The organism is Cryobacterium sp. Y29 (assembly GCF_002929825.1).
Lineage (GTDB): Bacteria > Actinomycetota > Actinomycetes > Actinomycetales > Microbacteriaceae > Cryobacterium.
In genome coordinates, this window is record NZ_PJJN01000031.1 from 107880 (window position 1) to 126196 (window position 18317).

Here is an 18317-nt window from a genome sequence, read left to right on the forward strand (position 1 = left end):
CCGACCAGCGGCGTGTTATGGCTCGCAGGCACGCTAGATGTCTCGATATTGTCTGGCACGCAGTTGATCCTATTGCTCACTGCTGAAAGATTTGTGCAGTGGCACGCGCTTGGTAGGCCACTTCGTCGAGATCGTCGCCGCTTGCCGTGACATGGCCCACCTTGCGGCCGGGCCGTGATGCCTTGCCATAGTTGTGCACTTTCACAAGCGGATGCTGCGCCAGGCCCGCCCCATAACGGTCACCCAGCGAGCCGGACGCGGGCCCGCCGAAGATGTTCACCATGACCGTCCACGGGTCCCTCGCACCGGTTGCACCGAGCGGCAGGTCGAGTACCGCCCGCAGGTGTTGCTCGAATTGGCTGGTCGTGGACCCGTCGATCGACCAGTGACCGCTGTTGTGCGGGCGCATCGCCAATTCGTTGATGAGGAGACGCTCATCCGTTGTTTGAAACAGCTCAACGGCAAGCACCCCGGTGACGCCGACGCCCTCGGCCACGGCCACCGCGATGTCGGTGGCGACGTCGGCGAGTCGCCCCATGGACTGGGGGGCCGGTGCGATGACCTCGGCGCAGACGCCGTCGCGTTGCACGGTCTCCACGACCGGCCAGACCGCGATCTCACCGCTCGGGCGCCTGGCGACCACCTGGGCGAGTTCACGGCTGAAGTGCACGAGCTCTTCGACCAGCAGTGCGCCGCCGTTGCCGTCTTCGGCGAGCGCCTGGAACCAGTCATCGACGTCGTGTTCGTGGCTGACCACGCGCACGCCCTTGCCGTCATAGCCGCCGCGGGCGGTCTTCACGACGGCGCGGCCGCCGTGGTTGGTGAGAAATTCGGCGAGCCCGGCGACGTCATCGATGCGCGCCCAATCCGGCACCGGCAGACCCAGCTCGGCGAGCTTTTCGCGCATCAGTAGTTTGTCTTGCGCGTACAGCAGGGCGTCGGGCCCGGGGTGCACCGTGATGCCCTCGCGCACCAGTTCGCGCAGAATCTCCTGAGGCACGTGTTCGTGGTCGAAGGTGATCACGTCAACGGTCTTCGCGAAGGCGAGAACCGTGGCCAGGTCGCGGTAATCACCGACGCTCACGGCCGCGAGCGCTGCGGACATACCATCGGCTTCGGCAAGAACCTTCAGCTCGATGCCGAGGTTCACGGCCGCGGGAATCATCATGCGGGCGAGCTGGCCCGCTCCAATCACACCGACGGTCAGAGCCATCTGTTCACCATTTTCTCTGCAAGCGTTCAGCTAAACCCATGTCTTAACCCAGCCCGAAAATTTCGTTACGCCATAGACTTCGAGACTTGAGTGCTTTCTACCCCACTTTACCGAACGTCGGACGGATGCATGTCGATCACCCTGAAGCAGCGCCTGCTCAGCTTTCTGAGTCAGGGCCTCAAGTTCGGTGCCGTCGGTGCGCTGGGCTTCGTGGTGGACTTCACGGTGTTCAACCTGTTGCGCACCACCGTGCTGGATTCCGCCGATGTACACGCCGGCCCCATCTACGCCAAGGTCATCTCGACGGTGCTGGCCATTCTGGTGAACTGGCTGGGCAACCGGTACTGGACCTTCAGCACGAACCGCCAGAACCACACGGCTAGGGAGGGCCTGGAATTTCTCGCGGTGAGCCTCGTGGGCATGGGCATTGGCATCGCCTGCCTGTGGTTCAGCCACTACGTGCTCGGCTACACCAGCGTTCTCGCCGACAACATCTCGGGCAACGTCGTCGGCCTGCTGCTCGGGGCGATGTTTCGCTTCACGCTCTACCGCTACTGGGTGTTTGCACCGAGCCGGAGCGGAGCGCCGGCATCCGCTGGTATCGCTCTGGTCAGCACGCGCACCGGGGCGATTCAGTTAGCGGCGACCCCAGAACGCTGACTCTGCAGAGGGGGCTGACTGCTCCTGCCGGCGGGAACTCATGACGGTGCTCGCCTTTTCCATGAGGTCGTGCAGCGCACTCTGCACCAGGTCGACGTTGGGAACGTCGGTCAAGACCAGCGGATGCTCCAGCCCTGAATTGATCAGCACCGTACCCGAGTGAAACCCGGCCTGCACCCAGTTCTGCCGCACGCTCACGTCGTAGCCGCGGCTGTGCAGTAGCTCCTGACGGGTGCGCACGAAGAATCCGTGGCGAAAGATGATGCGGCGGGTGGTGATCGTGTAACGCTTGGTGAGCCAGGCGGCGAGCGGCAGCAGCCAGCCGAGTACGGCGAGCGCGATGGCGCCGCCGAGCACAGCGGCGTTCTGCCACGGCTCCGCCATGTTGCCGAAGAAGTATCCGGTGCCGCCGGCCAGGGCGAACAGGAGCAGCGTCGGCCAGACCAGTACGCGAGCGTGCGGGCGCAGGCGGGCGACGACCTTTTCGGGCCGGCTCTCTCGGGCATAGCCGGAGGATTCGGTCTCGTTGGTCTCGCCCTGCGTTTTCTTCTTCATTACTTCTATTAATACCTCAGGTGGGTGACATCGCCGGCGGCGACAGACCGTTCCTCGCCATCGGCCTGATTGACGACGGTCAGCCGGCCGCCAGCGTCAATGCCGGTGGCGGTGCCGATTAGGTCGGTGCCGCCGGGCAGTTCCACGCGCACGACACTGCCAAGCGTGCCGCAGAGCTCGGAGACGGCGGCATGCAGGCCGCTCTGGAGGGCGTCGCCGTTGGCTGAGGTAAACGCCCGGTACAGCGTGACGAGCTCGTGCAGGTAGGCGGCGAGCACCTGATCGGGGTCGGGCGCGGTGCGGGTGACCAGCAGCAGCGAGGTGGAAGTGAGGGTGGGCAGGTCGTGTTCGTCGAGGGAGAGGTTGAGACCGGCGCCGATGATGATGCCTGTTCCGTCGGGCAGCAGCTCGCACAGGATGCCGCATACCTTGTAGCCGTCGATGAGCACGTCGTTGGGCCATTTGAGAGTCGTGTCGTGGCGGGGGTCCTCGGCCTCTTTAACCCCTTCGACGGGCTTCATGTTCGCCTCGACGACTTTTTTCACGGCGCGGGTCATGGCGGCTCCCGCCAGCAGAGGGAACCAGCCGAGGGCGTGGGGCGGCACCTTCGGCCGCACGAGCACGGAGATGGCCAGGGCTTTGCCGGTCGGGGCCGACCAGACGCGGCCGAGCCGGCCACGCCCCTGGGTCTGGTTGTCGGTGACGATGACCGAGAGGTCGGGCCAGGTGGCGGCATCCGCTGTGGCTTGTTCTTTGAGTACATCGTTGGTGGAGGTGGCCTCGGAGCGGTACTCGAACCGGCTCACCTCGGTACGGCTGAGCGAAAACTCCATGGTGGCGACCCTCTCGTCGGCATAACTCCTGCAATTCTGTCGAATATGGCCTCAAAACACCTATTTCAAGCTGTTTTTGACCAAATTGCAGGAGTTATGAACGTGGCGGAAGAGTTTCGGCTGGCCAATGGACCGCTGGAGGGGGGAAAGGTGCAGTGTTGGCCGGCAAATTTGTGGAACATCGTCAACGGGGACCGTGCGGGGGGTGCCGGTAGAGTGAAATGGTGACTGACAAGACGCCCGCCGCGGCACCCGACCTGTATACGACGGCGGGAAAACTCGCCGACCTCAAGCTGCGTTATCACGAAGCCGTGACGGCCAGCGGGGCGACCGCCATCGAAAAGCAGCATGCCAAGGGCAAGATGACCGCCCGCGAGCGCGTCGACCTGCTGCTCGACCAGGGCTCTTTCGTGGAGCTCGACGAGTTCGTACGGCACCGCACCGTGGCTTTTGGCATGGAGAAGAAGCGGCCATACGGCGACGCGGTCGTCACCGGAACCGGCACGATCCACGGCCGCCAGGTGGCCGTGTACTCCCAGGACTTCACCATCTTCGGCGGGTCGCTCGGCGAGGTGGCCGGCGAGAAGATCATCAAGGTGATGGACCTCGCCCTGAAGACCGGGGTCCCCATCATCGGCATTCTCGACTCTGGCGGAGCGCGCATTCAGGAGGGCGTCGTGGCCCTCGGCAAGTACGGCGAGATCTTTCGCCGCAACACGGCCGCATCCGGTGTCATTCCACAGATCTCGATCATCTGCGGTCCGGCCGCGGGCGGAGCGGTCTATTCTCCCGCTCTGACCGACTTCGTGATCATGGTCGACAAGACCAGCCAGATGTTCGTCACCGGCCCCGACGTCATCAAGACCGTCACCGGCGAAGACGTCGGCATGGAAGAGCTCGGCGGGGCCCTCACCCACAACAAGGTCTCCGGCGTCTCGCACTATCTTGCCAGCGATGAGCCCGACGCGCTCGACTTCGCCCGTGCCCTCTTGAGCTACCTGCCCGACAACAACCTGGCGGAGTTGCCCGTGTTCGACAGCGAGGTGGAACTCGAAACAACGGATGCCGACCGTCGCCTCAACACGATCATCCCCGATTCGCCCAACCAGCCCTACGACGTCAAGACCGTCATCGAGCACATCGTGGACAACGGCGACTTTCTCGAGACGCAACCGTTGTACGCGCCGAACATCGTCGTGGGATTCGCCCGGGTCGAGGGCCGCTCGATTGGAATCGTCGCCAACCAGCCCAACGCCATGGCTGGCACCCTCAACATCGAGGCCGGCGAGAAGGCCGCACGCTTCGTGCGGTTCTGCGATGCGTTCTCCATCCCCATCCTCACCCTCGTCGACGTGCCCGGCTTCCTGCCCGGCACCGACCAGGAATGGACCGGCATCATTCGGCGCGGCGCGAAACTGCTGTACGCCTATGCCGAGGCCACCGTGCCGCTCGTCACCGTTATTCTGCGCAAGGCCTACGGCGGCGCGTACATCGTGATGGGTTCCAAGCAGCTCGGCGCCGACACCAACCTGGCCTGGCCGACCGCGGAGATCGCTGTCATGGGCGGCCAGGGCGCCGTGAACATTCTCTACCGCGCCGAGATCAAGGCGGCCGAACAGGCCGGTGAAGACGTCGCAGCGGTGCGCACCCGCCTGGCCAACGAGTACACCTACAACGTGGCCAGCCCGTTTCTCGCGGCGGAACGCGGCGAACTCGACGGCATCATCGAGCCGGCGGCTACTCGGGTATCGGTCATCAAGGCGTTGCGGGCTCTTCGCACCAAGCGGGCGAACCTGCCCGCCAAGAAGCACGGGAACATTCCGCTGTGAAGACATCCCACACAGCGACGCCGGCTAACACCGAGCGGCCGAAGCCGTCAGAGTTCGATCCGTCGGAGCTGGTTTTTGTGACCCACCGTGTCAGCGCTGTCGAGGTGTCGGCGGTGACCGCCATCATCCGTGGTCTGTTACGGGAAGAATCCGACGAGCGCCGGGCCACGCCGGAACTCGGTCAGAGTGCCTGGCAGCAAAACCAGCGCCCTATTCGCGTGCCGGTGCACCCGGGCGCCAACCGCTGGCGCGGCTTCACCGGCTGATGCGTGCATCCACCGGTGCGTCTGTCCTCCTAAATGCCGACTATACGCATGAGTTTGATAGTGCAGACTGGTAAGGCTCGGTGACGCTCCTGGAGTGCCACCACCGATCATTCGCTAACTAGGGTAAGCGAGCGAATGTGTTGGGGGCGGGAACGGATGGCATTCGGGTTGTCGTCCTTTCTCGAATAATCGCTAGGGGATCAGCTTCGGCTGATCCCCTAGCGCGTATGCCCCGCCTGACGCCGTCCCCTTTCGCGTGTGCCCCACCTGACGCCGTCAGCTTTCGCGTATGCCCCGCCTGACGCCGTCAGGCTTAGTCGGAAACGACGCGCGCGACCGTTCGGGGAATTTCTATCCACAGGTCTACTTCTTCTTCACCGGACGAGTCCGGTCCGAGGGCGCTCACGGCCGGGTCAGGGCTGCTCAGGCCCACCACGGTGACCGCGATGGTCGCGCTGTCGGCAGATGTACGAGCAATGATCCTGTCGGCCGTGGTGCCGCCGATGGCGGTTGCCAGGGTGTTGAGCACGACCTCCAGGGGGGATCCATTGAGATCGTCTATCCCGCCTTCATCGAGCAGGGTCACGATCGCACCGCGTCGACGGGCGGCCATGACCTGTTCGCGCACGGCATTGTTGAGCAGACGCCGCCCACGGATTTCGTCGCGAATTGCTGCTTCGAGTAGTCGGCACTCCTGACGGTCGTCCTCACTGAGATCGCCACCGCTTTCGCTGATACGCCGCAGCATGGGCATGGCCAGTCGCATAGTCTGGGTCAACCGCACCTGGCGCTCAAAGAGGTGGGCCTCCTGAGCGGCATGCCATCCGCTCGCCTCCCGCTCGGCCCTTCCATACTGGCGGGCATGCCGGTTGGCCTTCACGAGCGCTCTCGTCAGCAGTGCGGCCGCGACAACCCAGACCACGCTGCCGATGACGCCCAGGTGCCCCAGCTCGCCAACGCCGGCCCAGACGACACTGTGCAGCACGAGCGTGCCGACCCCCAGCAGGGCCAGCTGCGGGCGTTTGCGGGCAGCAGTGATCGTCATGAGGGTGCCAATCGCGGCCACGTACCAGGTGGCATACCCGAGCTTGACGGAGGATCCGTCGAGCTGGCTGCCCACGATCAGCGGAATCGCCACCGAAACGCCCACGTTGAACAGGGCCAGCGGCAGCGACATGCGCATGGGACTGCTGATCCAGAGACTCGCAACCGTCGCCACGACATACAGGCCCATCGCCGCCAAAATCGGTGCTGCCGACGCCGGCTGGTCGAGCGAATATACGCCGAGCAGCACATGGTAGCCCGAGAAGAAAGCGGCCACGATGAGCGCCAGGGTGCGAGAAACAACCACGGCACCGGCCATCATCGGGTGCCCGCGTCTCGCCCGGACAGCGAGCCCTTCGGCTCGACCGACTGGTCACCGCTCGCATCGTTTCGCTCGTCGGGCCGCGGCCAGGTGAGGGTGATAGTCGTGCCGTGGCCCAGGCTCGTGCGCAGAACGGCCACGCCGCCGGCGGTGGCCACCCGGTCATGGATCGACACGCGCAGGCCCAGACGGCCGCTGGCGACGCTGGCGACGTCGAAACCGCGGCCGGTGTCGGTGATGCAGATGATGCATCCGCTTTGGTCGTCACCGCCCACCGTCACGGTGCGCGATTGTGCGGAGCCCGCGTGCTGCACGCTGTTGACCATGGCCTGCACGCTGGCCGAGTAGAGGGCCTCCGCGGCGTGCTCGGGAAGGGTGAGGCCGGCCACGCACAGCTCAGTGACGGTGAACACTCCGGTCGCCATCGCGGCGGAACGAATGCGCGCCGCCAGCTGGCTGACGCTGGCCGCGGCATCATCGACGTTTCGTTCTCCGCTGGCCACCTGCAAGCGGATGATGGCGCTGCGAGCCATAGCGGCGGCCAGCTCGGCTCCCTTGGCATTGCGCACGCCTGCCGCGGAGAGCAGCGTCGCAAGCACACTGTCGTGCACGATGGAGTCGACCTCAACCCGTTCAACTTCAGTAGCGTGATGTCGCACCGCTACGGCGTACTTGGCGAGTGCGTTGGACTGGGCAGTATCGACTTGTGCTGTGGCCTGGCGCAGCACGTAGATGATGATGAGCACGGTTCCGCCGAGCAGCATGGCGTAGAAAGTGTCGAGCACGGCGAGCAGGTTCTCGGCCTCGCCGCCGGAGGGCAGTACCCGCAGGAGCCCAAAAGTAACCGGGGTAATCACGGTGTAGACGACCGCCCACGCTAAGGGCAGGGCAATTGCCGCGCACGAGGTGGCGACACCGCAGAGATACCAGAGCCACGGTTTACTGTCGAGCACCGCGGTGGGATCGATCATGACCGGCGGCCACACAAAAAGTGCGGCAAGATACACGGCCGCTACTGCGCTCGCAGCGATACGGATGCCCTGCCGGGTCAGCGTCGCAGTGACGAAGATCACAATCACCAGTGCCAGAACGATCGCAATGGGCACGGCTGCCGAAGCTCTGCGGCTGTCCAGTTGCTCGAGCATGACCGGCAGGGTCTGCAGGGCGAAGATCACGGCGACGGCGGCCACCGACCGCGACAGCACAATTTCGATCTGGGCGCGGCTGATCGGGTTGCGCGGCTGCCGCGCGCGGTCGAACAGGCTGCCGTCGGCCTGGAATACGTCGTCACCGACCGCGGTGAACGGTTTAGTTGCCGTGAAGACCAGGGCACCCTGGCGGTTCTGGTCGCCCTCGCGGGCGGCCCGTTCAGACACCGCGGTCAGCTTCAGTGGCGTCGAGCCCGGGCAGGATTCCGTCTTCGACGGCGCGACGCAGCAGGTCGACCTTGGTCGGAGCGGGACGCCCGACCTCGACATACTTCACCCGAATGCGGTCCAGGTATTCGCGGGCGGTGGAGTGCGCAATACCGAGCTGCATGGCGACCATCTTGAGTGGCAGTCCCGAAGCATAGAGGTGAAGCACGTCGCGTTCGCGGCGGCCGAGTTGCGCCTTGGCGAAGTCGCGGTCGGCGTCGATGGCGCTGGCCCATTCGAGGTTGTTGAGCACATCGCCTCGGGCGACGGATGCGACGGCCGCCATGACGGTTGTGGTCGGGGACGACTTGGGAATGACTCCGGCAGCGCCGGCAGCAAGGGCTTCTCGCACCGAAGCGACGCGGTCGGCAATGCTGTGTACGAGCACAGCGGAGCCGGTGGTCGCCGCCAGGTGCACGTTGTCGGTGACGAGCGACCCGTCGCCGAGCGAGAGGTCGAGCACGATCACGTCGCAGGTGCGCCCGGCGAGACCGTCGACGAGTCCCTGAGCGGTTGCTGAAGCGAACAAGACTTCGTAGCCGGCGTTCTCGCAGGCGGCCTGCAAGCCCAGTCGCACCGACTCATGGTCGTCGACAATGCCGACCCGCACGGGCGCATCGGGGGGGATGGATGGTGCGGATTCAGAAGCTGCGTGGCTCACGGTAGGGCTGCCTTCGGTTTGTCTGGTCTCAACGATAGCTATTTGCAGAGCAGCGCGACGGCCTCGACGTGGTGGGTATTGGGAAACAGGTCGAAAGCACGCAGGTTCTTCAGCTCATACCCCTGCGTCCGAAACAGCGCCACGTCACGGGCGAGAGCTACGGGGTCACAGGCCACATAGACGATTTGTTGTGGGGCGAGGGCGACCAGCTGGTCAACGACGGCCTTGCCGGCGCCGGAGCGCGGCGGGTCGAGCACCACCGTCGCGGCGGCGAGACGGGCCCGTTCGGAGGCATCTGCTTCGCGCAGCAGTCGTTGTAGAAAACGGTCGACCCGTTCGGCTTCGGCGGTCGCGCCGGCCCATTCCTTGAGGTTGCGAGCGGCGAATGCGACCGCTTCGGGGTCGCTCTCTACCGACGTGATGCGGGTCGTCGGGCCGAATTTATCGCCGACGGCCGCGGCAAGCAGGCCCACACCGCCGTACAGGTCGAGGTTGGAGGCGCGCGGGTCGAACATGGCGGGGTCGATGATGTCCTGCACCGCGTGGTAGAGGGTGTCGGCGGCCATCGAGTGCACCTGCCAGAAGCCCGAGCGGTCTAATTCGAACTCACGATCGGCGACGATCTCGTGAATCAGACCGTGCGGCACCCGCTTGGGCTTACCGTTCATATCTCTAGCGGAGACGAGCACCTGCACGTCGCCCTTGCTCGGCGCGACCAGGTCGACTGTCGCCGCGTTGTGGAACAGGGTGTCGAGCGGGGCGCGCAGTTCGAGTTCGTGCTCGGCGAGCGGCAGATCATCGACCGGGATGACGCGGTGGCTGCGGGCTGCGTACGGGCCGATGGTTCCGTCGGCGGCCACATGCAGACTGACTCTGGTGCGCCATCCGGTGCCGTCCATCGCGTCGCCGGGGCTGGCCTTCGCGCTGACCGCGACCGGCTCCACGACGACATCAGTGCTGATCCCGGCCATGCGCTGCAACGCATCGGAGAGCACCAGGCGCTTGAGTTCGCGTTGAAAGCCGAGCTCGATGTGGCCGAATTCGGCGCCGCCGGCGCGGTCTTCGGGGGCGCGATCAACGGATGCCGCACTCCAGATGTGCGGCTGACGTTCGGGGGCTTCGTCGAGGACGGTGACTGTTTCGGCGCGCCAGAAGCTCTTGTGATTGGCCTCGGTGAGGCGGGCGCGCACCCGTTCACCGGGAAGGGTGTCGCTGACGAAAATCACGCGGCCCTCGTGGCGGGCGATGAAGATTCCCCCGTGGGCGACGTTGGTGATATTCAGTTCAAGCTCGTCGCCGACACTCGCCGAGGATGTCGGCTCAAAGGCCTGGGGCTGGTGACTCGTGTTGCTCATCTAATGATGATCCCACACCCCCTCGCCGACTGTCCCTCCATGCCTGCTTGAATAGACGCTCACCCTTCGTTGAAAGGACCGCATGCGCCTGTACCTGGCTTCCACGTCTCCGGCCCGCCTCGCCCTACTGCGCGCGGCCGGCATCGAACCCATACTGATCAACCCCGACGTCGATGAGGCTCGGGTCGTCGCCGAAACCGAGGCCGCGGTGGGCTCGGCTCTGGAGCCGCGAGTGCTCGTGGAACTGCTGGCGCGCGCGAAAGCGGAAGCTGCGGTATCCGCTTCGCTGCAGAAACCGCTGACCGGGCTGTTGCTGGGCGGTGACTCGGTGTTCGTGCTCGACGGCGTCATCTACGGCAAACCGCACACCGCTGAGGCCGCGCGGGAACGCTGGGAGCGCCAGCGCGGGCGCACGGGAACGCTGTATTCAGGGCACTGGCTGATCGAGGTCGCCGACGGCGTGCCTGGCCGGGCGATCGGCGCGGCCGCAGTGGCTGAAGTGACCTTTGCCGACGACCTCGACGACGCCGAGCTCGACGCCTATATCGCCACCGGGGAGCCTTTGTTTGTGGCAGGCGCATTCACCATTGACAGCCTCGGCGCTCCCTTTATCACCAGCATCGTCGGCGATCCATCCACCGTGGTGGGGTTGTCGCTTCCGACGCTACGGCGGCTGGTGCGCGCTCTGGGGCATGAGTGGCCGACCCTGTGGAATCGCCCCGGAGCGTTGTAATTGTAGGCATCCACAATAATCTGCCGGGTCTTTTTGTGGGACAGAACCAAAAGGGATATGACGGCGGGCAATAGGCTAAGTGATTGTGTCACTCATAACGAAGGTCCTCATCGCCAACCGAGGCGAGATCGCCGTTCGGGTCATCCGTGCCGCGAAAGACAGTGGAATTCTCTCTGTCGCCGTCTACGCCGACCAGGATCGCGACTCTCTTCATGCCCGCCTGGCCGATGAGGCATACGGTCTCGACGGCACCACCGGCGCCGAAACGTACCTGGTCATCGACAAGATCCTCTCGATCGCCCGGCGTTCCGGCGCCGACGCCGTGCACCCCGGTTACGGCTTTCTGGCCGAGAATGCCGACTTCGCCCGCGCCGTGATCGGCGCCGGCCTGACCTGGATCGGGCCCCCTCCCGAAGCCATCGAGCAGCTCGGCGACAAGGTCTCGGCCCGCAAAATTGCCGAAAAAGTCAACGCCCCCATGGCGCCGGGCACACTGAACCCTTGCAGCGACGCGGCCGAGGTACTCGCCTTCGTTGACGTGCACGGCCTGCCCGTGGCGATCAAGGCTGCCTTCGGTGGCGGCGGACGCGGCCTCAAAGTGGCCCGCACCCGCGACGAGGTCGCCGAGATGTTTGATTCCGCCACCCGGGAGGCCATCACAGCTTTTGGTCGCGGCGAATGCTTCGTCGAGAAGTACCTCGATTCTCCCCGCCACGTTGAGACCCAGTGCCTGGCCGACATGCACGGCAACGTCGTCGTCGTGTCGACCCGCGACTGCTCGCTGCAACGCCGGCACCAGAAGCTCGTCGAAGAAGCTCCGGCCCCGTTTCTCACCGATGCACAGCGCGACGAGATGTACCGCGCTTCCAAGGCCATCCTCAAGGAGGTCGGCTACGTCGGCGCCGGCACCTGCGAGTTTCTCATCGGCCAGGACGGAACGGTATCGTTCCTCGAGGTCAACACCCGCCTGCAGGTCGAGCACACGGTCTCCGAAGAGGTCACCGGCATCGACCTGGTGCGCGAGCAGTTTCGCCTCGCCGAGGGTGACGAGCTCACCTACGGCGACCCCGTCGCATCCGCTCACTCGTTTGAATTTCGTATCAACGGAGAGGATGCCGGCCGCGGCTTTCTGCCAGCGCCCGGCCCGGTACACGTGTTCAAGCCCGCGGGCGGTCCCGGCGTGCGCGTAGACACCGGCGTACAGTCTGGTGACGTGATCAGCGGATCGTTCGACTCACTTTTGGCCAAGCTCATTGTCACCGGCGCAACCCGCGAGGAAGCCCTCGAGCGTTCGCGCCGGGCCCTCGACGAGTTCGAGGTGGCCGGCCTGCCCACCGTGCTGCCCTTTCACCGCAAGGTCGTGCGCGACCCCGCCTTCGCGCCGACCGACGGCAAGCCGTTCACCGTCTTCACCCGCTGGATCGAGACCGAGTTCGAGAACGACATCGAACCGTGGAGCGGCAGCATGGAAGACGCCGTCGGCCAACAGAAACGCCACAGCATCGTCGTCGAGGTGGAGGGGCGGCGCATTGAGGTCACCCTGCCCACCCGACTGTTACCCGGCGGCGCAAGCGCCCGCTCGGTCGGCCCAGCCCCGAAGCGTCGCGGCGGCCTGCACTCCGTCGACACCGCCACCGGAGACGCCGTCACGGCGCCGATGCAGGCGACCATCATCAAGCTGCTCGTTGCCGAAGGTGACACCGTAGTCAAGGGAGACCTGCTGCTCGTTCTCGAGGCCATGAAAATGGAGCAGCCACTCGTTGCCCACCGTGACGGCACAGTCGGCAACGTCGCAGCTGTCATCGGCGAAACGGTCTCCTCCGGCAGCGTTCTGCTCACGGTCTCTGACGCCGCCTAGTTTTCGCCGACGGCTGCGGGTTTTCGACAGCCTGCGCATGCTTCGTTGACGGGGTTGGGGCCGGGGATCCGCTCCCACGGCCCACCTCGAAAACTAACCGATGACGTCCAGAGCTAGAGGACGATGTGCATGGCGCGCGCCGCATCCGTTATGGACCCGGTCAGCGAGGGATAGACCGGGAAGGTGCGTGCGACTTCGTCGACGGTGAGCCGGTGCTCAACGGCCAATGCGAGCGGAAAGATGAGTTCGCTGGCCTTGGGGGCAACGATGACTCCCCCGATGACCGTGCCGCTGCCGGTGCGGGCGAACAGCTTCACGAAGCCGTCCTTGATTCCCATCATTTTGGCTCGCGGGTTTTGCGAGAGCGGCAGCTTGTAGATCTCACCCTGGGCGAGCCCGTCTTCGATCTGCTTCTGGGTGTAGCCGACGGTGGCGATTTCGGGCTGGGTGAAGATGTTCGCGGCAACGTTGCGAATCTCGATCGGATTGACGGTGTCCCCCATGGCGTGGAACACCGCGGTGCGGCCCATCATCGACGCCACGGATGCCAGCGGAATCTCGGTCGTGCAGTCGCCGGCTGCGTAGATGTTCGGAATCGAGGTGCGGGCGACCCGGTTGACCTGGATATGTCCGGAGTCGGTGATCTGCACGCCGGCCTGCTCGAGGCCAATGTTGGCGGTGTTCGGAATGGAGCCGACGGCGATAAGGCAGTGGCTGCCTTCGACCGTGCGTCCGTCTTCGAGCATGGCGACGACGCCGGTCTCGGTGCGCTCGACCGAGGAGGCCCTCGATTTGGAGAGCACGATCATGCCGTTACGCTTGAAGACGTTTTCGATGACGTTGGCGGCGTCGGCGTCTTCTCCGGGCAGAACCTGATCACGGCTGGAGATGAGAGTGACCTTCGCGCCGAGGGCGCGGTAGGCCGAGGCGAACTCGGCGCCGGTGACGCCAGAGCCGACCACGATGAGGTGTTCGGGAATGGCCTTGAGGTTGTAGAGCTGGGTCCAGGTGAGGATGCGCTCACCGTCGGGTAGCGCTGACGCGAGCACGCGGGGGCTGGCGCCCACAGAGACGACGACAGTGTCGGCATCGATGCGGTCGAAGTCGGTGGCCGTGGAGTCGCCGGAGGTGGCGACGATGATGCCGGTGGTGCCATCGAGACGGCCGTGGCCCTGGACATAGCGCACACCGGCGCGAATGAGGGTGGCCTTCATGTCTTCGGACTGCTGGCGCGCGAGGGCAAGCAGTCGTTTATTCACGGCGGCCAGGTTGATGGCTACCTCGGGGCGCAGGGGCTTGGCGGTTTCGCCGCGCACAAAAAACTGAACACCAAGGTCGGTCGCCTCGCCGATCGAATTCGAGGCCTCGGCCGTGGCAATAAGGGACTTGGAAGGAACAACATCCGTTATCACGGCGGAACCGCCAACTCCGACGCTTTCGATGAGGGTGACATCGGCACCCTGTTGTGCTCCGGCGATGGCCGCTTCGTATCCGCCGGGCCCACCGCCCAGTACTGCAATGCGCTGCTTGCGTTCGAACTCATAGGCCATGTCCTTATTCTCTCAAGGCGCGCAGTTCCCGCCAAACCGATTCATCGACCGCACAGTCCGCGTGACCGTCGAAAAGAGCGAAATTCAGCCGCATATTCGTCTCAGCGCCCGTTCGGCGCGCCGATGAGCAGAATTCGCTCAGAATGTCCGTGCCCGAGGCGGGGGTTCTAGAGTAGTCAAATGTTCACGAACGAGATCAACCCGTTAGACCTGCCCGAAACAGATCCGTTTGAGGCAGCACAGTCGGCCGCTGCGGAGATCGCCGGCATCACGGGGGTTCCCCGACACGACATCGCTCTCACGCTCGGCAGCGGCTGGGCCAGGGCCGCCGACCTGATCGGCGAGACCACCCACACAGTGTCCGCCGCAGACATCACCGGGTTCAGCGCTCCCGCCCTGGCCGGCCATGCCGGCACCCTGCGCTCCATTCTGCTTCCCAGCGGCAAGCGCGCCCTCGTGATCGGTGCCCGCACGCACTACTACGAGGGTCACGGTGTGCGCCGGGTCGTGCACAGCGTGCGCACGGCGGCGGCGACCGGAGCGACGACGATGATTCTGACCAACGGCGCCGGCGGCATCCGTGAATCGTGGACGCCGGGCACCCCGGTGCTCATCAGCGACCACATCAACCTGACTTTCGATTCTCCGGTCGAGGGCGCGAACTTTGTCGACTTGACCGACCTGTACTCGAAGCGGCTTCGCGATCTCGCCCGCGGCATCGACCCGACGCTCGACGAGGGCGTGTACTGCCAGTTTCGCGGGCCGCACTACGAGACCCCGGCCGAAGTTCAGATGGCCAAGGCCATCGGCGGTCACATCGTGGGTATGTCGACCGCGCTCGAGGCCATCGCGGCCCGGCAAGCCGGACTGGAGGTGCTCGGCCTCTCGCTCATCACCAACCTCGCCGCCGGCATTCAGAAGACCCCGCTCAGCCACGGCGAAGTCATCGAGGCCGGCGCGCTGGCTGAACCGGTGATCAGCGCACTCCTCGCCCGGATCGTGGCCACGCTGTGACGGGCTCCGACCGCCCCGACGCTGGCCATCCCGATAACGACGACGAACGGCCGACCGAGCGCACCGGCGGTCGCCATTCCGGCCCGCCAGCGGATGCCGCACCGCAGGTCACGCCGCCACCCACCCCGGATGCCGCGCCGGAGGTTCTCGACCCGGACACAGCCGATGAGATCCACACTCCGACCCGCGCCCTGCCGATCACGCACAACCCCGACGACGCCTCCGAAGCCACGGTCGCCATTTCAACGATCATGCACAACAGCGACGATGCCGGCTTTGAACCGACCGTTGCCATTTCGACGATCACGTCTGACGGCGCTGAGAGTGATGACGTCGACGAGCTTGCGACTGCGCCGGTGGCACACGAGACACCGGAGACCTCGAGCAATCGCACCATTGCGCTGCTGCAGGCCGCTCGGGCCTGGCTGAACCAGGATCCCGACCCGGAAACGCAGGCGCAACTTCGCGTTCTGATCAACGCCGTCGACGACGGCGATACCACGGCCCTGTCCAATCTGCATTCGCGGTTCGACACCCGGCTCGCATTCGGCACGGCCGGGCTGCGCGGCGAGATCTCCGCCGGACCGAACCGCATGAACCGCGTGCTGGTCTCGCAGGCAGCGGCCGGCCTCGCGACTTACCTGCGCCGGCGTGCTGCTTCTGGCGTCACTCCGTCGGTGGTCATCGGCTACGACGGACGCAAGAACTCACAGGTCTTCGCGACCGACACGGCGGCGATCATGGCTGGAGCGGGGGTGCGCGCCATCCTCTTGCCTCGTCTGCTCCCGACGCCCGTACTCGCCTTTGCCGTACGGCACCTCGACGCAAGCTGCGGCGTGATGGTAACCGCCTCACATAATCCTGCGATCGATAACGGCTACAAGGTCTACCTGGGCGGCGCAAACAATGGCGCGCAGATCGTCTCCCCCGACGACTTGGCCATCTCGACCGAGATTCTGCGCGTTGCCGCCGACGAACACGTTCTGCACCTGCCGCGCGGCAGCTATGAAACCGCCGAAGAAGACGTCGTGCACGCCTACATCGCGGCGACGGCCGGCATCGCCCACACGCCCCGCGCGCAGGTGAACGCGGTGTACACCGCGATGCACGGCGTGGGTTGGGACACCACGCGTCGGGTGTTGGAGAAGGCCGGATTCGACCTGCCGACCCTCGTTGATGCCCAGATCGCGCCGGACGCTGCTTTTCCGACCGTCGCTTTTCCGAATCCGGAAGAACCCGGAGCGCTGAACCTGGCCTACGAGAGCGCGCGCGAGGTGGGCGCTGAGCTCATCATCGCCAACGATCCGGATGCCGACCGCCTCGCCGTGGCCATCCCCGACCTGTCCAGTGCGAGTGGGTACCGCCGACTCAGCGGCAATGAGGTTGGCGCGATTCTCGGTTGGCGGGCGGCCGCCCTGGCTCCGGCGCACGATCCCGACGCTCTGCCCACCATCGATGCCGGAACCCTGGCCTGCTCGATCGTGTCATCGCCGGCACTGCATGCGGTCGCGGATGCCTACGGCCTGCGCTTCACAGAAACCCTCACCGGCTTCAAATGGGTGTCGCGGGTGCCCAACCTGGTTTACGGGTACGAAGAAGCGCTCGGCTATCTGGTCAACCCGGATACCGTACGTGATAAAGATGGTATATCGGCCGCAGTGGCATTGCTTTCGCTGGTGAGCGATCTCAAGTCGGAGGGAACGACCCTCGCCGGCTATCTCGACTCGTTCAGCGAGAAGTTCGGATACTTCGCCTCCGGACAAATCTCCGTGCGGGTCTCTGAACTCTCGACGATCGCCCTGGTCATGACGCGACTGCGGGAATCCCCACCCACCCACGTCGGCCGTATTCGGGTCGACGAAATCGACGATTTTCGTTGGGGGCTGGGCGAGCTGCCGCCGAGCGATGTGTTGCGCATCCGCTTGACCGATGGGTCGCGCGTGATGGTGCGCCCGAGTGGAACCGAGCCAAAACTCAAGGTGTACATCGATACCCGCTGCCCGGTCGGCACTCTGGTGGAGCGCCGTTCTGCCGCGCAGGCCGCCCTCGACGAGCTCGATCGGGGCATGCGGGCGCTGATCGCGTAGGTGAAGCCTCCGGTGCGGCGTGGGAAGATCCGCTCGCCGGGCCCACCTTTTGACCGTGGGCCCAGTTTATAAGCTGGGCCCACGGACGGGGCCCGGGCCCCGTCCGTGACAGCGGTGGGGCTGGAACGCGGAGACGTGTGCGGGCGCGGGGTTCTAGGAACCCAGAGCGATGTCGAGCTTGACGACCAGTTCGTCGACATCGAAGTAGTTGTTGATGACGATGACGTCGGCGTTGGTCTTGCCGATCGCGTCGACGAGCTCAGACGAAGTCAAAATGACCTGGGCGTCGGCCGCGGCGGCGCGCACGCCGGCGACATCCGTAGCCAGCACACTCGCATCGATCTCGAGGCGTTCGAGCGCGCGTTCCGCATTGACTTTGAGAATGGCCGAGGTGCCCAGGCCGATACCGCACATCACGACGATCTTCATGAGGCAGTCCGGTCGAACACGCTCTGCACGAACTCGGCGTTGGTGGCGCCGGCCAGTGCCGGAATCACCGTCGGGTCATTGAAGACGTTGGCGAGTTCGGCGACGAACTGCAGGTGGTCGTCGGCACCGGCCACGGCCAGGCCCACGATCACGCTGACCGGGTCGTTGTGGGGGTGCCCGAAGGCGACCGGCTCGACGAGGGTGACGACGCAGAGTCCGTCTGTGAGAACATCCGCTCCCGGGCGGGCGTGCGCGAGCGCCAGGCCCGGCGCGATCACGATGTAGGCACCGAATTCGCGAATAACCCCGATCATGCGCTCGGTATAAGCGGATGTGGCGGCGCCGGAACGCACGAGGGCGTCACCGGCCGCCGTGATGGCGGCCGGCCAATCGTCGGCGTGCGCACCGATCGTGATGGCGTCCAGCGGGAGATGCGGCAGTGACATGATTCCTTCGGTTCTGCGGGGTGGTGCTTGGTGCGCTGGCGCTTTGG

General features: G+C 65.3%; 17 protein-coding genes. 7 read left to right on the top strand and 10 right to left on the bottom strand.

The features are described 5' to 3' along the window. Positions 1-76: 76 nt before the first annotated feature. Positions 77-1213, bottom strand: a complete 1137-nt coding sequence (locus CXY74_RS07415; RefSeq protein WP_104199850.1) for a 5-(carboxyamino)imidazole ribonucleotide synthase — start codon at positions 1211-1213, stop codon at positions 77-79. A 129-nt stretch (positions 1214-1342) separates the two neighbouring features. On the opposite strand from CXY74_RS07415, the gene CXY74_RS07420 reads away from it, so the two are divergent. Beyond that, on the top strand, positions 1343-1873 hold the full coding sequence (locus CXY74_RS07420; RefSeq protein ID WP_104199851.1) for a GtrA family protein: 531 nt from the start codon (positions 1343-1345) through the stop codon (positions 1871-1873). Here the strand turns inward: CXY74_RS07420 and CXY74_RS07425 are convergent. Together CXY74_RS07425 and CXY74_RS07430 are read right to left on the bottom strand one after the other, a co-directional pair. Then, on the bottom strand, positions 1850-2428 hold the full coding sequence (locus tag CXY74_RS07425; protein WP_104199852.1) for a PH domain-containing protein: 579 nt from the start codon (positions 2426-2428) through the stop codon (positions 1850-1852). The two genes, CXY74_RS07420 and CXY74_RS07425, sit on opposite strands and share 24 nt — an antisense overlap. 8 nt (positions 2429-2436) lie before the next feature. Then, positions 2437-3261: a biotin--[acetyl-CoA-carboxylase] ligase gene (locus CXY74_RS07430; RefSeq protein ID WP_104199853.1), complete on the bottom strand. Its 825-nt coding sequence runs from the start codon at positions 3259-3261 to the stop codon at positions 2437-2439. 221 nt (positions 3262-3482) lie between these two features. Here CXY74_RS07430 and CXY74_RS07435 point away from each other — a divergent pair, with 221 nt between their 5' ends. Together CXY74_RS07435 and CXY74_RS07440 are read left to right on the top strand one after the other, a co-directional pair. Beyond that, positions 3483-5090, top strand: coding sequence for an acyl-CoA carboxylase subunit beta (locus tag CXY74_RS07435; RefSeq protein WP_104199854.1), 1608 nt, complete (start codon positions 3483-3485; stop codon positions 5088-5090). Further along, positions 5087-5356 (top strand): acyl-CoA carboxylase epsilon subunit, encoded by a 270-nt coding sequence (locus tag CXY74_RS07440; RefSeq protein ID WP_104199855.1) that lies wholly within the window; start codon positions 5087-5089, stop codon positions 5354-5356. The genes CXY74_RS07435 and CXY74_RS07440 overlap by 4 nt, the downstream gene beginning before the upstream one ends. Before the next feature lie 313 nt (positions 5357-5669). Here CXY74_RS07440 and CXY74_RS07445 read toward each other — a convergent pair whose 3' ends face one another. From CXY74_RS07445 to CXY74_RS07460, 4 genes are read right to left on the bottom strand one after another with little or no spacing between them, the layout of a single operon-like run. Then, entirely contained in the window at positions 5670-6707 is a 1038-nt protein-coding gene (locus CXY74_RS07445; protein ID WP_233193273.1) for a hypothetical protein, read from the bottom strand. A gap of 11 nt (positions 6708-6718) precedes the next feature. Continuing rightward, positions 6719-8098: a sensor histidine kinase gene (locus CXY74_RS07450; RefSeq protein WP_104199857.1), complete on the bottom strand. Its 1380-nt coding sequence runs from the start codon at positions 8096-8098 to the stop codon at positions 6719-6721. Beyond that, complete coding sequence (locus CXY74_RS07455) at positions 8091-8798, bottom strand: response regulator transcription factor (RefSeq protein ID WP_104199858.1); 708 nt, start codon at positions 8796-8798, stop codon at positions 8091-8093. The genes CXY74_RS07450 and CXY74_RS07455 overlap by 8 nt, the downstream gene beginning before the upstream one ends. Positions 8799-8836: 38 nt before the next feature. After that, entirely contained in the window at positions 8837-10153 is a 1317-nt protein-coding gene (locus tag CXY74_RS07460; RefSeq protein ID WP_104199859.1) for a class I SAM-dependent RNA methyltransferase, read from the bottom strand. Positions 10154-10235: 82 nt separating this feature from the next. On the opposite strand from CXY74_RS07460, the gene CXY74_RS07465 reads away from it, so the two are divergent. Both CXY74_RS07465 and CXY74_RS07470 read left to right on the top strand, forming a co-directional pair. After that, positions 10236-10886, top strand: a complete 651-nt coding sequence (locus tag CXY74_RS07465; RefSeq protein ID WP_104199860.1) for a nucleoside triphosphate pyrophosphatase — start codon at positions 10236-10238, stop codon at positions 10884-10886. A gap of 85 nt (positions 10887-10971) precedes the next feature. Continuing rightward, entirely contained in the window at positions 10972-12744 is a 1773-nt protein-coding gene (locus tag CXY74_RS07470; protein ID WP_104199949.1) for a biotin carboxylase N-terminal domain-containing protein, read from the top strand. A gap of 113 nt (positions 12745-12857) precedes the next feature. Here the strand turns inward: CXY74_RS07470 and CXY74_RS07475 are convergent, their stop codons facing one another. Continuing rightward, a complete protein-coding gene (locus CXY74_RS07475) occupies positions 12858-14294 on the bottom strand; it encodes an NAD(P)H-quinone dehydrogenase (protein ID WP_104199861.1) in 1437 nt (478 codons plus the stop codon). A 180-nt stretch (positions 14295-14474) separates the two neighbouring features. On the opposite strand from CXY74_RS07475, the gene CXY74_RS07480 reads away from it, so the two are divergent. Continuing rightward, positions 14475-15308: a purine-nucleoside phosphorylase gene (locus CXY74_RS07480; protein WP_104199862.1), complete on the top strand. Its 834-nt coding sequence runs from the start codon at positions 14475-14477 to the stop codon at positions 15306-15308. Next, a complete protein-coding gene (locus CXY74_RS07485; protein WP_233193274.1) occupies positions 15305-17395 on the top strand; it encodes a phospho-sugar mutase in 2091 nt (696 codons plus the stop codon). Before CXY74_RS07480 ends, CXY74_RS07485 begins: the two co-directional genes overlap by 4 nt. A gap of 153 nt (positions 17396-17548) precedes the next feature. Here the strand turns inward: CXY74_RS07485 and CXY74_RS07490 are convergent, their stop codons facing one another. Both CXY74_RS07490 and CXY74_RS07495 read right to left on the bottom strand, forming a co-directional pair. Beyond that, complete coding sequence (locus CXY74_RS07490) at positions 17549-17824, bottom strand: PTS sugar transporter subunit IIB (RefSeq protein WP_104199863.1); 276 nt, start codon at positions 17822-17824, stop codon at positions 17549-17551. Continuing rightward, positions 17821-18270, bottom strand: coding sequence for a PTS sugar transporter subunit IIA (locus CXY74_RS07495; protein ID WP_104199864.1), 450 nt, complete (start codon positions 18268-18270; stop codon positions 17821-17823). Before CXY74_RS07495 ends, CXY74_RS07490 begins: the two co-directional genes overlap by 4 nt. Between the last annotated feature and the right edge of the window lie 47 nt (positions 18271-18317).

What these genes read in the sequence shown, in the direction of transcription:
- CXY74_RS07460 (WP_104199859.1), bottom strand. Translation starts at nt 10,153, where the DNA reads ATGAGCAACACGAGTCACCAGCCCCAGGCCTTTGAGCCGACATCCTCG.
- CXY74_RS07465 (WP_104199860.1), top strand. Translation starts at nt 10,236, where the DNA reads ATGCGCCTGTACCTGGCTTCCACGTCTCCGGCCCGCCTCGCCCTACTG.
- CXY74_RS07430 (WP_104199853.1), bottom strand. Translation starts at nt 3,261, where the DNA reads ATGGAGTTTTCGCTCAGCCGTACCGAGGTGAGCCGGTTCGAGTACCGC.
- CXY74_RS07435 (WP_104199854.1), top strand. Translation starts at nt 3,483, where the DNA reads ATGGTGACTGACAAGACGCCCGCCGCGGCACCCGACCTGTATACGACG.
- CXY74_RS07495 (WP_104199864.1), bottom strand. Translation starts at nt 18,270, where the DNA reads ATGTCACTGCCGCATCTCCCGCTGGACGCCATCACGATCGGTGCGCAC.
- CXY74_RS07415 (WP_104199850.1), bottom strand. Translation starts at nt 1,213, where the DNA reads ATGGCTCTGACCGTCGGTGTGATTGGAGCGGGCCAGCTCGCCCGCATG.
- CXY74_RS07425 (WP_104199852.1), bottom strand. Translation starts at nt 2,428, where the DNA reads ATGAAGAAGAAAACGCAGGGCGAGACCAACGAGACCGAATCCTCCGGC.
- CXY74_RS07420 (WP_104199851.1), top strand. Translation starts at nt 1,343, where the DNA reads ATGTCGATCACCCTGAAGCAGCGCCTGCTCAGCTTTCTGAGTCAGGGC.
- CXY74_RS07490 (WP_104199863.1), bottom strand. Translation starts at nt 17,824, where the DNA reads ATGAAGATCGTCGTGATGTGCGGTATCGGCCTGGGCACCTCGGCCATT.
- CXY74_RS07480 (WP_104199862.1), top strand. Translation starts at nt 14,475, where the DNA reads ATGTTCACGAACGAGATCAACCCGTTAGACCTGCCCGAAACAGATCCG.
- CXY74_RS07475 (WP_104199861.1), bottom strand. Translation starts at nt 14,294, where the DNA reads ATGGCCTATGAGTTCGAACGCAAGCAGCGCATTGCAGTACTGGGCGGT.